The sequence below is a fragment of the Bacillus sp. IS1 genome (assembly GCF_032461585.1).
In the GTDB taxonomy this organism is placed as follows: Bacteria; Bacillota; Bacilli; order Bacillales; family Bacillaceae; genus Bacillus; species Bacillus velezensis.
In genome coordinates this window covers 21,980-36,791 of sequence record NZ_JAWCWR010000001.1, presented here as the reverse complement: position 1 = coordinate 36,791, position 14,812 = coordinate 21,980, and the positions used below count along the sequence as shown (strand labels likewise).

Here is a 14,812-nt window from a genome sequence, read left to right as displayed (position 1 = left end):
CTTTCATTCCATTTTTTAAAAGCGGAAATATTCCTCAGCATTCCGGTAACAAATCCCCTCGACAATCTTTCCTAAAAGCTCCATATCGTAAGGCGCTTCGCCTTGTTCCGCCCAGCCGCCGATCAGCGTGCAGACAAGCCGCCTGAAGTATTCATGGCGGGGATAGGACAGGAAACTTCTTGAATCCGTCAGCATCCCGATAAAACGGCTGAACAGGCCCACGTTTGATAACGCTTTCATTTGCTGGAGCATTCCATCTTTCGTGTCATTGAACCACCAGGCTGTGCCGAATTGAATTTTCCCCGGTGTTTTCCCATCCTGAAAGCTGTTGATCATGCTGGCGATAATATAGTTGTCATTCGGATTCAAAGAATACAAAATCGTTTTAGGCAACTGTCGCTTTTTTTCGGCGGAATCTAACAGCCGGGCAAGCGGTTTTGCGATACGTTCATCATTAATTGAGTCATATCCCGTATCAGGACCGAGGCTGCTGAACTTATTTGTATTGGTATTTCTTAACGCGTTAATATGGAACTGCATCGCCCAGTCCAGTTCGGCGTAAAGACCGCAAAGATATTGCAGCGTCCGTGTTTTGAATTTCTTTTCATCTTCAAAAGACACATGCTCTCCGCTTAATCCGGCTGCAAAAATCCGGGCCGCTTCCTCTTCGGTCGTCTCGGCATAAACCATTTGATCTAACGCATGATCCGACACTCTTCCCCCGGCATTGTGAAAAAAGCGGACGCGGGATTCTAACGCATCTAAATACGATTGGTAGGTGGTGACAGCTATTCCGGAAGCGCTCTCCAGTGAACGGACCCAATCGGCAAAACCCGGGCTGCTGATGTCCAGTCCTTTGTCAGGCCGAAATCCGGGCAGTACTTGAACCGGAAAATCACTTTCTTTCAACAGTTCGTGGTATGTCAGCGCATCGGCAGGATCGTCGGTTGTGCAAATGACTTTGACATTTGATTTCAGAATGAGATCTCTTGCGCCAAACCCGTCTCCCTGCAGGAGCTCATTCGTTTTTTTCCAAATGGCCGCGGCCGTTTTTTCATTCAATACGTCATAAATGCCGAACCAGCGCTGCAGCTCTAAATGCGTCCAGCTGTACAGCGGATTGCCTATCGCCATCGGCACCGTTTTTGCCCAGGCGAAAAACTTCTCTTCATCTGAAGCGTTTCCGGTAATGCAGCGCTCTTCAATGCCGTTGGCCCTCATAATCCGCCACTTGTAGTGGTCACCGTAAAGCCATGCCTCCGTAATGGTTGCGAAGGTTTTATTTTCATAGATTTCCTTTGGGCTTAAGTGACAGTGATAATCAATGATCGGCATGTTTTCAGCGTATTCCCGGTACAGCTTTACGGCCGTTTTACTATCCAGTAAAAAATCATCACCCATAAAAGCTTTCACACTTTCATCCTCCCTCTTAAAAATGTTAACGTTAACAAAATGGTTCTTTTTTATTTTAGCTTCCTCTTTCTCACATATCAATCATTTTTATTTTATTTTTCAGAAAATTGTATCCGTTAACATTTTCATACAAAAAAAGACACTGCCGAGAAAGTCCGGCAATGTCTTCTGTGTGATCTTAAGGATTAGTAAGCGAGGCTGAATAATCCTTTGATATGTGTTAAATAACGTACGTTACTTGCTTCTTTCATTAAAGATGCCGGAAGACCTTTCAGCGGAGTAGAGTTCGCTCCGATGATGGCAACCGCGTCTTTACGTCCGAGGCTTGCAAGCGTACCAGAGTTTACAGGCTTGAATGTTTCAAGCGTTTTTCCTTCTAAGTAAGCGAACAGGTTGTAACCGACAAGTTCACCCATCTGCCAAGCGATTTGCGCTGTCGGCGGGTACGGACGGCCGTCCGGCGCAAAGTATACAGCGCTGTCTCCGACAACGAATACATCTTCGTGAGAAGTAGATTGTAAGAAATCGTTAACCGTCGCACGACCGCGGTTCACTTCGAGGCCGGATTCGCCGACTAACGGGTTGCCTTGTACGCCGCCTGTCCATACAAATGTGTTGGCAACGACTTTTGAACCGTCTTTCAGATCAATAACGTTTCCTTCAACATTTGTAACAGGAAGACCTGTTAAAAACTCAACGCCGCGTTTTTCAAGACTTTTTGTCGCGCGTTCGATAAGGTCATCAGGAAGAACAGGAAGAATTTTCGGACCTGCTTCTACTAATTTCAGTTTGATTTCTTTCGGATCTACGCCGTATTTTTTCGTAAGGTTCGGCATGATGTCAGCAAGCTCACCGACAAGCTCGACGCCTGTTAAGCCGCCGCCGCCGATAAGGATCGTTGCATCAGCTTCGTTTTTCGTTTTAGCGTATTCACGCACACGGTCTTCCACGTGTTTGTATACTTTGTTCGCATCAGCAGCAGATTTCAGCACCATGCTGTTTTCTTCGAGTCCAGGAATGCCGAAATAAGCCGTAACAGAACCAAGTCCGACAACAAGCGCGTCATAAGTCAGCTTAGAACCGTCAGAAAGGGCAACTTCTTTCTTATCAACTGAGAAAGAATTGACTTCTGCGATTTTAATGTCGACGTCTTTTCCTTTCAGAAGTTTTTCAAGCGGCATAGCAACAGCCTGTTCAGACACGTTGCCTGCTGCAAGGCGGTGCAGTTCTGTAATGATTTGGTGAGTCGGGTATTTGTTCACAACGGTTACGCGTGCTTCATCTTTACTGTAATGTTTACGAACGGTTAAAGCAGAAAGAACTCCGCCGTAACCAGCGCCTAAAATGACAATATGTTTTGACATCGTATATCCTCCGTCCTTTATATCAATTTGAATCTGAGATTATTTTTGTTTTTCGTTCATGATTTCAAGATAGCTGTTAGCAAAACGGAACAGCTTTTGAGCTTGAGGATCTTTCAGCATGCGCAGCAGGCCGAAAAGTCCGATCGTTTCATTGCTTGCATCCGCGCGGTCTTTTGCTTCGATCGCAGTAGCCGCAACTTCTTTCGCTGTTTCTTTCACCGGCTCAAGAATTTCTGTAAGCGCACCCACTGTATCGCTCTTCAATACTTCGTCTGTCGCTACAGACTGTGCAAAATCATAAGACTTCGTTAAAATATTTACTAACTCAGTCAGTTTTGGAAGCTGATCCACTAAAACAGTCAGTGATTCTTGAACTTCAGGTTTTAGCAGCTGATCAATAAGATCGCGTTGGCCTTGGCTGACAGATGCATTTGTTTGATCGATTGTTTCTGGCATATCCGATTCTCCTTTACTATAAGCAGTATGCTGATTTTTTTGGAAAGGGTAGCCTTTCCCCCTTCATGCAGAAAAGCATGAAAAAGCAAGATTGTGAATTCATGCACAATCATTTACAAAAATAAATGTTTACTACCCAGTTTTTCACTTTGCCATATCCAGTATTATTTTTATATCAACAAAAACAATTGAATAAGTCAAAATTTCTTTTTCCTCTCTGAAAATAGCAAACATAAAAAACCCCAATTTGATTTACTCTTATATAATAACACTTTTTGAACAAAATTTGAACGTGAATTGTTTCGTTTATGAAATTATTTATATGGCGGGGGTGTAATAACGTTTCTTTTAGGCTATTTTTTTACAGACCATCCGCTTTTCCCCTGTCATTTTTCCCACAATTTTAAAAGCGGGCCCGATTTTCCCGTAAAGGGGTCGCATTCCGGGAGCGGGACACGGCTGATTTCTTCTGAAGTTCTATCATTTTTCTCCGTTTTTGTATCGTACTGCCGGCCGCCCGGATAAGCCCCGATCACGGTAAAATCAGAACTGCCCGACAGTTTTTTATGTCCGGTGCCGGCCGGAATGACCGCTGCGTCTCCCATTTGAAGAACCGCGTCCGCTCCTTGTTCCCCGCCGAACCTCAAAACCGCGTTTCCTTTTACCGCGACAAGAACTTCGTGCGTGGTGCTGTGAAAATGGTGATACGGAAATACTCCGCCCGTCCAGCTGTTCGACCAATCGTGCCGGCGGAGGACGGACTCTGCTTTCTGTACCGTTTCTTCATTAAATACCGCTTTATAAATAACAAGCGGAAGATTCGGGTTATTCGGAATGCGGCCGTCATCTTCGAAATAAAGCACTTGAATATCCTCTTTCTGCACTGTTTTCACCTCCGTATATGTCTGTTTCCCATTCATCATTTGTTAAAACGCTATTTTCTCATATTCCATTGCGAAGCCTGCCGGTGAATAGTATAGTATAAAAAAATATGTGTCAAAATGAGGGATTTAATGAAAGCCATCGTGATCGGAATATTGGCATCGCTGTTTTTTGCAGTCACCTTTATTTTAAACAGGGCGATGGAGCTTTCCGGCGGAAGCTGGATGTGGAGCTCTTCCCTGCGTTTTCTTTTTATGGTTCCGTTTTTATTTTTGATCGTTTATGCGAAAGGAAAATGGGCGCCGCTCTGGCATGAAATCCGAAAAAAACCGTTTTTTTGGCTGAAGTGGAGTTTTACCGGGTTCGTGCTGTTTTATGCCCCGATTACGTTTGCGGCGGCATATGGGCCGGGCTGGCTGATCGCCGGCACGTGGCAGATTACAATTGTCGCGGGTGTGCTTCTGTCGCCGTTTTTCTACGAAACAAAACATTCACCGGCGGGCCCGGTTTCCGTCAGACAAAAGATCCCGCTGATTTCGCTGGTTACTTCCGTCATCATCCTGATCGGAGCCGGTCTGATTCAGCTTCAGCATGCGGGTTCTCTGTCCGGCCGCACGATACTATTCAGCGTTGTGCCGGTCGTCATCGCCGCTTTTGCCTATCCGCTCGGCAACCGCAAAATGCTGGAACAATACGGCGGAAAACTCGATACGTTTCAGCGGGTGCTCGGCATGACGCTCGCAAGCCTTCCGTTTTGGCTTTTGATCGCCGCTTTCGGCTGGCATAGAGACGGGCTTCCCTCAATGGGACAGACATTCCAATCATTTATCGTCGCACTCAGCTCTGGCGTTATCGCAACAGTATTATTTTTCCGCGCCACCGATATGGTGAGGAATGAGCCGCAGAAGCTCGCTGCTGTTGAAGCGACGCAGTCCGGAGAGGTTCTTTTTGCACTTATCGGCGAAATCGTCTTTTTATCCGCGGCGTTTCCGTCACTTCTTTCATTTGCCGGACTGTTCATTATTATTGCGGGAATGGTCATGCATACATTCGCTTCCCGGCAGACAGACCAGAAAACGGCTGAGCAAACGTCAGCCAATCTCACCGGTTCCTGATTTTTTTACGAAAGGTGTCATCCTGTATGAAAGAAGAAACTCCGGCAATATCTTTTCTGTCAGCCGGCAAACGCTTTGAACAAAACCATACGTCCTTTGATGTCCTAAGCCGTGTAACCGGACATATTCAAAAAGGTTCTATCACGGCGTTGATAGGGCCTTCCGGCGCGGGAAAAAGCACATTGCTGTCGCTGTGCAATCTGATGAATACACCTGATGAAGGGGAAGTGCTTGTATTCGGAAAAGAAATAAGACACTGGGACATCAGAGAGCTCAGAAAAACCGCGGGCCTTGCATTTCAATCAGCTCCCGTCATGGACGGCACGGTGCGGGACAACCTTCTGCTCGCAGAAAAACTCCACGGGGCACAGCACTATACCCCTGAAGAGCTCGCAGATTTTACAGATCTTCCGCGCGAGCTTCTGGATCGAAATGCAAAAGAATTATCCGGAGGTCAGCGGCAGAAGCTCTCATTAGCGCGAACTCTCGCCGGACTGCCGTCCATCCTGCTGCTGGATGAAATCACATCGGCGCTGGACCCGTCATCCGTACTCACCATTGAGAAACTGATTACGAAACTCCATCGGCAAAAACAGCTGACGATCCTGTGGATCACCCATAACCTTGAACAAGCGGAACGATTATCCGATACAGTATGGTTTATGGCTGAGGGACGGCTTTTAGAGACCGCGGAAACGAAAACGTTCTTTAAGGAACCGAAACACGAAAAGGCCCGGGCGCTTTTACAAGGGAGCGGGTGCTGATATGAATGATCTTTCTCTGTTACTAACAAGTATATTTGTCATTATCGCTTTATTCCTGTCTAAATCTTTTAAAGCCGGCGTCGAAAAGGATATGATCGTCGCAACCGTCAGGGCCGTCATTCAGCTTCTCATCATCGGCTATGTGCTGTCGCTGATTTTTCGCGGTGATCACCCGATATTTATCATATTAATGGTGCTTCTCATGCTCACGGCCGCTTCGCACAATGTCTCCAAACGGAAAAAAATGCGGATCGGCTCATTTTGGCGCGTTTTTCTGACACTGGCGATCGTGGAAGTTGTGACGCAGGGACTTTTACTGACCCTGCATATCATTCCGTTCACTTCAAGATATGTCATTCCGATAAGCGGCATGGTCATCGGAAACTCCATGGTGCTCTCAAGCCTGTTTTTAAACAAGCTCAGTTCGGAAGCGGATCTGCGGAAAGAAGAAATCCAGCTGATTCTCTCTCTCGGAGGAACGCCTAAGCAGGCCGTCCGGCAGATATTGACGTCCAGTATGAAGCTCAGTATGATCCCGACGCTTGAAAGCCAGAAAACATTGGGTCTCGTTCAGCTTCCCGGCATGATGACGGGGCAGATTTTAGCGGGGGCTGATCCGATACAGGCGGTGCGCTTTCAGCTGCTGATCGTTTTTACAACGATGGCCTCCGCTCTTCTTACATGTATCATACTCAGCGCCTTGACATATCCTTCCCTTTTCACGGAACACTGGCAATTAAAAAAATTCAGCAGGGAAGCGTAGGCTTTTTTCCCTGCTGAATGATGGTTTATGACAAGGTCAGAGATTCATAGTAACGGGATAATTCAATTATCATCGCTCCCATCCGCTCAATATCCGGAGCAAGGACCCTCTTTACCCCTTCATCCCGGATCGCTTCAGCCGTCACTTTGCCGACTGCGGCGGCAAGCACATGTTTTTCGAATGCCTGCTGCAATTCTTTTGTGAACCCTTTTTCTTTTGCATAATCAAAGAGAGAGCGCACTTGAATGGCTGTCGTAAAACATACGGCATCGACCTCTCCGTTTAACAGCTCTCCCAGCAGTTTATCGACCGTCTCCCTTTCAGGCGGAATATGCTGATACGGCAGAACAGGGAATACCTCCGCTCCGTTTTTCTCAAGGAACTCCGTTAAGACCGGCGCTTTTTCGCCATGAAGCTGTATCATGACTTTTTTATCTTTAAAGTCAAATCGTTCCAAGGAGCGGATCAGCCCTCTTGTTGTACCGTCTTCATCTGAGGCATGCGGCGTGATGCCGAGCTTTTTTAAGGCCGCATATGTTTTATAGCCTCTGCAGCCGATTTTCGCTTCATGAACGGCCGCTAAAAATTCTTCTTTCAGACCGATTTTTTCCGATACCGACAATAACGTTTCCGTACCGATGCCTGTGGTGAATATCACCCAATCGGCTTTTTGCCCGGCAAATGTTCTTACGTCGGGTTCAATTTGATCCTCCGCCAGGTATACGGTTCCTTGGAGGGAACGGACGACCGCCGTTCCGCCCTGCTTTTCTATTAATTTTGTGATCTCTTCTGTTTTCCGCGAACCGCCGATGGCAATCCGTTTCCCGTTCAATCCTTTTCCCATCGCTGTTTTCTTCTTCCCTTCAGATGCCGGGCGCCCTATGGCAGGCCGTCATTTATTTCTATTATTGTTACGCAATCAGCCGGGAAAATCAAGCTATGCTCCCGTTGAATCCCCCGTGCAGTTGCTGTATCATTAACCGGGCAGAACGATTTGATTCGCGGAGGGACTTTCAATCATGGAAACAAAAAAAGAGTTCGAGACAAAAGGATACGATACTTCGGTCATTTACGAGTTCAATGAATATCCTGATGTTCACAGCGGCCGATGTGACAATTGCGACTACACGCTGTTTAAAAGTTCAGTGAAGGGCGGAAAATTTTTGAGGGAATGCCGGAGATGCGGCATGAAGAAAAATATATAACAAAACAGGCAGCCGTCTTCCGGTGCGCTGCCTGTTTCTCAATCAATTTTCGACGGCCGCCGTTTTCAAAAATTCTTCAATGGCGTAAACAGCCTGTTTGGGGCCGCCGGTTTCTTCTATTTTCTGCTGCATGCTTTTCACGCGGCTGAGGATGTTCTTATCGCCGTATACGTTCTGAACGTCTTTTTGCAAACGGGCCACAGTGACTTCTTTCGGCGGCAGATGCACGCCAAGCCCCAATTCATCCACACGCTTTGCGGTGACCTCTTGTTCGTGCATTTGCGGAACGACAACGAGCGGGACACCCGCATTCATCGCCTCCATTGTACTGTTCATCCCGCCGTGAGATACGAACAGCTTTGCTTTCTCCAGCACATCAAGCTGAGGAACGTGCTGGCGGATGATAAAGTGATCGGGGACATCCGAAAAACTTTCCGGATCAATTGTTGTGCCGACTGACATAATAACCCGCCAGTCCGAGTCCCGAAACGCGTCAATACACATCTGGTAAAATTCAGGCCAGGCGTTAAACGCCGTTCCCAGTGAGATGAGCATAAGCGGACGGTCATCGGCTGCATCAATTTCCAGACTTCCCGTATTTGTGCGTTCTCCAAGAGACGGACCCACAAAACAGAATCGTTCATCAAAGGTTTCCTGTTTCGGCTGAAAGGCCCTTGGCATAAAGACAATATTCAGTTTTTCAGGCATAAAAAATTCTTCCATTGTCATCCGTTTCAATTGTTCATTTTCAATCTGCTCCTGATATTCTTCTATCGCCTGTTTGGCCGCTTCCAGTGTTTCTTCGTCTCTTCCTAATTGAAAATACTCATTCATTGCATAGCTCGGGCAGAACTTTACGGCCGGGATGCCGCCATTATCCGCAAACAATTTTCCGGCAAGAGCTAAAAAATCAAACAGGACGATGTCAGGAAGGTCGTCTTTGTACAGCTCTTCCAACTGCGGAAGCACTTCAACCGCTTCTTCCAGAAACATCACAAACGCGTCATTTTTATTTACCCGTTCTTTTATCGTCTCCGGGTCCGCCTTTATGCTTGTGCGGTATAAAACGGGAATGGCGCCCGTTTTGGCAACGGAAGCTTCAAATTCCTCAGTCGTAGCGAATGTCACTTTATACCCGCGATTGACAAGTTCCTCGGCTACAGGCAGCGTGGGATTGACATGACCGTGAGCGGCCACATTAATAATGGCGATGTGTGTTTTTCTCATCTTTTTTCTTCTCCCTCACTTTCGTTTATCTCCGCTTCTAAAGACTCCAGCCCGTACATGACACTGTTTCGGATCGGCTCAATCCCGACGGGCTCTAGGTGTGAAAAATTTTTTACAATTCCTTTCAGCGCGGCTTCCGCTTCAAGTCTGGCAAGCGGAGCGCCTAAGCAGAAGTGTACGCCGAATCCGAAGGAAAGGTGCGGATTCGATTGGCGATGAATATCAAATACGCCCGCCTTCTCAAATTTGTTTTCATCACGGTTGGCAGATGCAACGTAGCAGAGAACGATCTCCCCGCTTTTCAAGCGGCGTCCGCGCAGTTCAGTGTCGTGCCGGACCGTCCTTCTGACAAACGGAGCGGGAGCGCGAAAACGCAGCGTTTCTTCCACCGTTTGCGCGATGAGAAAAGGGTCCTGTCTCAGCTCTTCATAAAGGCCGGGCGTTTCTAATATGCTGTAAACCGCATTTGAAATGAGATTAGTCGTTGTTTCATTTCCCGCCACTAAAAGCAGGTTGCAAAACGGGATCAGATCTTCTGCCGTGAGCTTCTCTCCCTCTTCTTCCTCTTTTATCAAAATAGAAATAATGTCTTGGCCGGGCTTTTTTCGTTTACTTTCTATTATTTCCGCAAAAAACGCCGCCAGCTCCGCCTCACATTGGTCACGTTCCTGCTGATTTTTCTCCGCCGCTTCAGGACTCGCATCTTTCGGCATGCTGACGAGAATGTCCGACCATTTTTTAAACTGATCCATACGTTCGGACGGAACGCCTAATAATTCTGAAATCACCATGACCGGCAAAGGGTAAGAGAGATCTTTAACGATATCAATCCGCCCTTTGTTCTTTGCCTGTTTCAGGAGATGATCGGTAATGTCTTTAATTCTCGGTTCCCATTCCTTCAAGACGCGGGGAGTGAAAGCGCGATTGACGGCAGATCTGATTTGGGTATGCTTCGGCGGGTCCATATTCAGCATGGACTTTGCAATCGAGCTTTTCACATCAGTCATGAGGCTTGAGAACGTCTCTTTATCACTGATGACTTTTTTGACATCATCGTATAAAAACACACTCCAAACCTGCGTTTCTTCATCAAAGTGTATAGGGCTTTCCCGTCTCATTTTTTCGTACCAAGGAAAAGGGTTGTATACGTCCAGGCCGTTTTTTCCTTTCATCAGGGTTCTTTGGATGGCTTGTCTCGTGCTCCTCAGCTTACTCATGTTTCATCACTCCTGATTGTTTCATATTTGAATAGTTGACGTACCTTGAATTTTATCCTAGCACATATTTTCAATTTTTTTCTATTCATAACCTGAACTATTAACATAACACAACAAAAGTCATAAATCCGGAGGTGAAATTTCTCCCAAGAAAACAGCAGAAGCGCACAAAAAACCCGAGCCTTCGGCCAGGCTCGGGAGATATGTTCACTCATTCGTCTGCGGTTTCTGGTGCTGCTTTTGGTCTTCAGGAGGCTGCGTATTTCTTTCCATATCGTCCGTATCAGCGCCCATGCCTTTCAGGAAAGAAAACAGCAGAGTGACGGCCTTGTTGATTTCCGGGTCTTTTAAAGCGCGGACGATATCAAAATACCCGGTCTTCCTGCCGCTGTCTTTTTCCTCGACGGCCTTTGTGACGCCCGCATTGATTTTAACGATAAACGGCTCAAGCTGTTTTACATCGAGCATGCCGAGAACGCCGCTTAACAGCAGGAGATTTTTCAGCATATTGGCCGTTTCCGGAGTATTCGCCTTCTTCACCAGGATATCCATCACTTTGTCTCCCTGGCCGAAGAGCCCGCGCAGAAGCGCCAAAACGCCGCGCTCGTTCATGTGCTGAAGAATGTGCAGAGATTCCAAAATCGCGTCTTTATTTCGTAAAAGAGCCGTCTCGATCTCTTCTAAGTCCTTTTTTCGTTTGTCTTCTTCTGTGACGGTCTGTTTTCGGATGCCGCTGATTGCTTTAGCCATTTTGCTGTTTCCCCCTTTTTACGGCGTCTCCCGGAAATACATAATCTTTACGCGCCCATTTCCGCTCAACCCGGACACCGATCTGCGGCTGCGGGTTTCCATAACGGAAATTGATTTTCGGAAGCGGATTAACTCCTTCTTTTTTCAAAATCTCCATCTTCGCTGATGTTTCTTTATAAGCCGGTGTATCGGTATCCTTATCCGCATAGCTGCTTGTCAAAAGGTTAATGGCGGCGTCTTTTGAATCGTTCATCGGGAGATAGACTTGTTTGCCTTTTACCCTGTCTGTGATGACGCATTTGACTTTCACATTTCCGTACGGTGAAGTCAGACGGACAAGCGTTCCGTCTTCCAGCCCTCTTTCTTCGGCGAGTTCGGGCGAGACCTCAAGGAACACACTCGGTGTTTTTTCGGATATTCCTTTTGATCGGTAAGTCAGATTTCCTTCGTGAAAATGCTCGAGCAGCCTCCCGTTATTCACATGGATATCATATTCTGCACCAAATTCTTTCGGCTCGGTCCACTGAACGGGATATAAAATCGCTTTGCCGTCTGAAAACGGGAACTTATCCGTAAATAAAAGCGGTGAATCGGTTCCGTCCGCTGCAACCGGCCATTGCAGTGAATTGTAGCCTTCGAGACGTTCGTAAGTGACGCCTGCATAGAGCGGCGAAAGCATTGCCGCTTCTTCCATAATGTCTGCCGGATGTTCATAGTGCCAATCAGCGCCCAGACGGTTGGCGATGTCCGTAATGATCTGCCAATCAGGCTTTGAATCGCCCAGCGGTTCAAACACTTCGTAAAGGCGCTGCACCCTCCGTTCCGTATTCGTAAACGTCCCTTCTTTTTCAAGGCTCGGGCTTGCCGGAAGCACGACATCGGCGAACTCGGCCGTACGCGAAAGAAAGATATCCTGCACAACGAAGAAATCAAGCTTTTCAAATGCGGCATGAACATGGTTAATATTGGAGTCGACAAGCCCCATTTCTTCTCCTTTTAAGTACATGGACTTCAGTTTTCCTGAGTGGATGCCTTCGATCATTTCATGATTTGTCATTCCGATTTCTTTCGGCAGGTCTGTTCCCCAGCCCTGTTCATACTTTTTGCGGGCTTTTTCATCCGTTACTTTTTCATAGCCGGGGAAGCTGTCAGGCATACTGCCGAAATCACTGGCGCCCTGCACGTTATTATGGCCCCGAAGCGGATATGATCCTGAGCCGGGCTTGCCGTAATTTCCGGTCACGAGAAGCAAGTTGGAAATGGCCGTGCTCGTATCGCTTCCTCCGATATGCTGGGTGACCCCCATCGCCCACAGTGCGCACACGCTGCCGGCTTCATGAATCATCCGGGCCACTTTGATTAGGGTATCCTTGTCCACACCGGTATGTTTTTCCGCATATTCCATTGTATAAGGTTCAAGGCTTTTCACGAATTCATCTAATCCGTTCACTCTCTCATTCAGAAATGCAGTATCCGCCAAATCGTGATCAAGCAGATATTTCGATACGGCATTCAGCCAGACAATATCTGATCCGGCACGCGGCTGGAAAAACACATCGGAGCGCTCGGCCATTTCATGTTTTCGCAAGTCAGCGACGACGAGCTTCTGTCCGTGCAGCTTATGAGAACGTTTAATGCGTGTGGACAGGACGGGGTGAGACTCAGACGTATTTGAACCGATAATCAGCACGAGCTCAGCTTTTTCTATATCTGTAATCGATCCTGAATCACCGCCGTATCCGACCGTTCTGAACAATCCGGCCGTGGCGGGAGACTGGCAGTAGCGTGAGCAGTTGTCGACATTATTTGTGCCGATCACAGCTCTTGCAAGCTTCTGCATCACGTATGATTCTTCATTCGTGCATTTGGAAGATGTGATAAAGGCAAGCGCGTCCGGGCCGAAATGTTCTTTTATATCGGTAAATTTATCAGCGATCAGCTGCAGCGCTTCATCCCATTCCGCCTCCCGAAACGAGTCTCCTTCCCGGATAAGCGGTTTGGTAAGGCGCTTTTCACTATTGACGAAATCCCAGCCGAATTTCCCTTTCACACACGTCGAAATGCCATTTGCGGGCGCCTCGGCCTGAGGCTCAACCTTTAAAATGTCTCTTCCTTTCGTCCATATATCAAAACTGCAGCCGACACCGCAGTAAGTGCATACGGTTTTCGTTTTTTTGATTCTTTCATCCCGCATGGCCGATTCCATGTCCGATATGGCCAAAATCGATCCGTATCCGGTTTCGACGCCTTTTGTGATGTCAATCATCGGCCGAAGCGTCTCTTGGTTAATGCCTGTTAAATAACCCGCTTCGCCTTCCATGCCTTTTTCCATCATGGCATTGCACGGACATACCGTCGAACAATGTCCGCAGGAAACACATGATGATTCATTGATCGGCACATCCTGATCCCAAATGACCCGCGGGCGTTTCCTCTCCCAATCAATGCTTAACGTTTCGGTTACCTGTACGTCCTGACAGGCTTCGACGCAGCGTCCGCATAGGATGCATTGATCGGGATCATATCGGTAAAACGGATTTGATTCATCTTTAGGATACGGTTTTTGATCGAACGGAATGCTTTGATGGTTGATTTTCATTTCCTTTACGGTATTATGTACTTCGCAGCTCCCATTGTTGTAATCACAGACCGTACAGTACAATTCATGGTTGTGCAAAATGTTGTCCATGCCGATAATCTGCGCTTTTTTTACATCGGACGAAAGCGTATCGATGACATCTCCGTCCTTTATTTGCGCGGAACACGAACGCACCAGTTCTCCGTTAACATTGACGATACAGGTATCGCACGTTTCAATCGGCCCGAGACTCGGGTGATAACACACGTGCGGCACGTCAATTGAACTATTGTTCAAAAGCTGCAAAACGGTTTGGCCGTCCGGCGCTTCCATTTCAACCCCATTGATTGTAACTTTCTTTGTATCAGCCATTTTCTTTTCCCCTTTCTGTCCCCCTCTATACATCCTCTATGATTCCCAACCGGCCTTTCACTAAAACATCTCGTTTATCTCAGGAAACATACGGGTATGAGCGGTAAAAAGGAGGCGTTCACATATGTTGAAGAAAAAAACACTCGCCACGGGATTATCGGCAGTGATGCTCACGGGATGCGCATTCGGCGCAGAAGCATTTTCGGTTACACAGCCCGTCCATGCCGCAGCCGCTTCAAAAACGGAAAACCAACGTGCACAAGAACTGGTGAATAGCCTTTACCAATCGGCGTTTAAAGGGGAAATGCCGCAAAATGTGAAAGGCCTGAAAATCAACCAAAGCACAAGACAGGACGTTTACAATAAAATCGGCGAGCCGGAACAAAAAGCAGACAGCCGCAACCCATTTGATTTATACAGCTGGAACATGGGAAACCCCGGTTATGGATTTTCCTATCATAAAAACGGAAAAATCTCGGAAATACGCTATTTCGGAACAGGGGTCGAGCGGCGCTTAAACCTCGGCAGCGTCACACCTGACGTCTTAAGCAAACAAATCGGCAGCGCTGACAAAATCCTGACAGTGCCAAAAACGGGCGAAACAGATTACGTCTACCATACGGGGCAGTATGAGCTCCGCTTCGTCATCGGCAGTGACCAAAAAGCAGACCACGTCAACCTAAAAGCCAGATAACGCAAAAAAAGC

The 14,812-nt window shown here is 47.2% G+C and carries 14 protein-coding genes; 5 read left to right on the top strand and 9 right to left on the bottom strand.

All coding sequences use genetic code 11. From position 1 onward, the window contains the following. Positions 1-15 precede the first annotated feature (15 nt). From uxaC to RUW00_RS00185, 4 genes are all read right to left on the bottom strand, one after another. Positions 16-1,413 carry a glucuronate isomerase gene (gene uxaC / locus RUW00_RS00200; RefSeq protein WP_267542952.1) on the bottom strand — a complete coding sequence of 466 codons (1,398 nt, stop codon included), beginning with the start codon at positions 1,411-1,413 and terminating at the stop codon, positions 16-18. Positions 1,414-1,598: 185 nt separating this feature from the next. Beyond that, positions 1,599-2,777 carry an NAD(P)/FAD-dependent oxidoreductase gene (locus RUW00_RS00195; protein ID WP_014417508.1) on the bottom strand — a complete coding sequence of 393 codons (1,179 nt, stop codon included), beginning with the start codon at positions 2,775-2,777 and terminating at the stop codon, positions 1,599-1,601. Between the two features lie 39 nt (positions 2,778-2,816). After that, complete coding sequence (locus RUW00_RS00190; protein ID WP_003154908.1) at positions 2,817-3,233, bottom strand: DUF1641 domain-containing protein; 417 nt, start codon at positions 3,231-3,233, stop codon at positions 2,817-2,819. Between the two features lie 386 nt (positions 3,234-3,619). Next, the gene (locus RUW00_RS00185) at positions 3,620-4,117 is read right to left on the bottom strand and encodes a cupin domain-containing protein (protein WP_014417507.1); all 498 of its coding nucleotides are present in this window, start codon (positions 4,115-4,117) and stop codon (positions 3,620-3,622) included. Between the two features lie 129 nt (positions 4,118-4,246). Here RUW00_RS00185 and RUW00_RS00180 point away from each other — a divergent pair, with 129 nt between their 5' ends. From RUW00_RS00180 to RUW00_RS00170, 3 genes are read left to right on the top strand one after another with little or no spacing between them, the layout of a single operon-like run. Beyond that, entirely contained in the window at positions 4,247-5,230 is a 984-nt protein-coding gene (locus RUW00_RS00180; RefSeq protein ID WP_025649627.1) for a DMT family transporter, read from the top strand. 26 nt (positions 5,231-5,256) lie between these two features. Then, a complete protein-coding gene (locus RUW00_RS00175; RefSeq protein ID WP_280145033.1) occupies positions 5,257-5,994 on the top strand; it encodes an ABC transporter ATP-binding protein in 738 nt (245 codons plus the stop codon). A gap of 1 nt (position 5,995) precedes the next feature. Next, entirely contained in the window at positions 5,996-6,757 is a 762-nt protein-coding gene (locus tag RUW00_RS00170; protein WP_242790537.1) for an ABC transporter permease, read from the top strand. A gap of 25 nt (positions 6,758-6,782) precedes the next feature. On the opposite strand, the gene RUW00_RS00165 is transcribed toward RUW00_RS00170, so the two are convergent. Beyond that, a complete protein-coding gene (locus tag RUW00_RS00165) occupies positions 6,783-7,601 on the bottom strand; it encodes a uroporphyrinogen-III synthase (protein WP_021494045.1) in 819 nt (272 codons plus the stop codon). Positions 7,602-7,776: 175 nt separating this feature from the next. On the opposite strand from RUW00_RS00165, the gene RUW00_RS00160 reads away from it, so the two are divergent. Then, positions 7,777-7,962 (top strand): DUF8096 family protein, encoded by a 186-nt coding sequence (locus RUW00_RS00160; protein WP_003154919.1) that lies wholly within the window; start codon positions 7,777-7,779, stop codon positions 7,960-7,962. 42 nt (positions 7,963-8,004) lie between these two features. Here the strand turns inward: RUW00_RS00160 and RUW00_RS00155 are convergent, their stop codons facing one another. The 4 genes from RUW00_RS00155 to fdhF all read right to left on the bottom strand — a co-directional run bounded on the left by RUW00_RS00155 (position 8,005) and on the right by fdhF (position 14,106). Further along, entirely contained in the window at positions 8,005-9,189 is a 1,185-nt protein-coding gene (locus RUW00_RS00155) for a macrolide family glycosyltransferase (protein ID WP_128974061.1), read from the bottom strand. After that, the gene (locus tag RUW00_RS00150; protein ID WP_280145032.1) at positions 9,186-10,406 is read right to left on the bottom strand and encodes a cytochrome P450; all 1,221 of its coding nucleotides are present in this window, start codon (positions 10,404-10,406) and stop codon (positions 9,186-9,188) included. Before RUW00_RS00150 ends, RUW00_RS00155 begins: the two co-directional genes overlap by 4 nt. Before the next feature lie 207 nt (positions 10,407-10,613). Beyond that, entirely contained in the window at positions 10,614-11,156 is a 543-nt protein-coding gene (locus RUW00_RS00145) for a helical membrane plugin domain-containing protein (protein ID WP_012117344.1), read from the bottom strand. Next, entirely contained in the window at positions 11,149-14,106 is a 2,958-nt protein-coding gene (gene fdhF, locus RUW00_RS00140) for a formate dehydrogenase subunit alpha (RefSeq protein ID WP_280145031.1), read from the bottom strand. The genes RUW00_RS00145 and fdhF overlap by 8 nt, the downstream gene beginning before the upstream one ends. Before the next feature lie 124 nt (positions 14,107-14,230). On the opposite strand from fdhF, the gene RUW00_RS00135 reads away from it, so the two are divergent. Further along, positions 14,231-14,800: a YjgB family protein gene (locus RUW00_RS00135; protein ID WP_095271535.1), complete on the top strand. Its 570-nt coding sequence runs from the start codon at positions 14,231-14,233 to the stop codon at positions 14,798-14,800. The last annotated feature ends 12 nt before the right edge of the window (positions 14,801-14,812 follow it).

What these genes read in the sequence shown, in the direction of transcription:
- RUW00_RS00165 (WP_021494045.1), bottom strand. Translation starts at nt 7,601, where the DNA reads ATGGGAAAAGGATTGAACGGGAAACGGATTGCCATCGGCGGTTCGCGG.
- RUW00_RS00180 (WP_025649627.1), top strand. Translation starts at nt 4,247, where the DNA reads ATGAAAGCCATCGTGATCGGAATATTGGCATCGCTGTTTTTTGCAGTC.
- fdhF (WP_280145031.1), bottom strand. Translation starts at nt 14,106, where the DNA reads ATGGCTGATACAAAGAAAGTTACAATCAATGGGGTTGAAATGGAAGCG.
- RUW00_RS00155 (WP_128974061.1), bottom strand. Translation starts at nt 9,189, where the DNA reads ATGAGAAAAACACACATCGCCATTATTAATGTGGCCGCTCACGGTCAT.
- RUW00_RS00170 (WP_242790537.1), top strand. Translation starts at nt 5,996, where the DNA reads ATGAATGATCTTTCTCTGTTACTAACAAGTATATTTGTCATTATCGCT.
- RUW00_RS00195 (WP_014417508.1), bottom strand. Translation starts at nt 2,777, where the DNA reads ATGTCAAAACATATTGTCATTTTAGGCGCTGGTTACGGCGGAGTTCTT.
- RUW00_RS00175 (WP_280145033.1), top strand. Translation starts at nt 5,257, where the DNA reads ATGAAAGAAGAAACTCCGGCAATATCTTTTCTGTCAGCCGGCAAACGC.
- RUW00_RS00145 (WP_012117344.1), bottom strand. Translation starts at nt 11,156, where the DNA reads ATGGCTAAAGCAATCAGCGGCATCCGAAAACAGACCGTCACAGAAGAA.
- RUW00_RS00150 (WP_280145032.1), bottom strand. Translation starts at nt 10,406, where the DNA reads ATGAGTAAGCTGAGGAGCACGAGACAAGCCATCCAAAGAACCCTGATG.
- RUW00_RS00135 (WP_095271535.1), top strand. Translation starts at nt 14,231, where the DNA reads ATGTTGAAGAAAAAAACACTCGCCACGGGATTATCGGCAGTGATGCTC.
- RUW00_RS00190 (WP_003154908.1), bottom strand. Translation starts at nt 3,233, where the DNA reads ATGCCAGAAACAATCGATCAAACAAATGCATCTGTCAGCCAAGGCCAA.
- RUW00_RS00160 (WP_003154919.1), top strand. Translation starts at nt 7,777, where the DNA reads ATGGAAACAAAAAAAGAGTTCGAGACAAAAGGATACGATACTTCGGTC.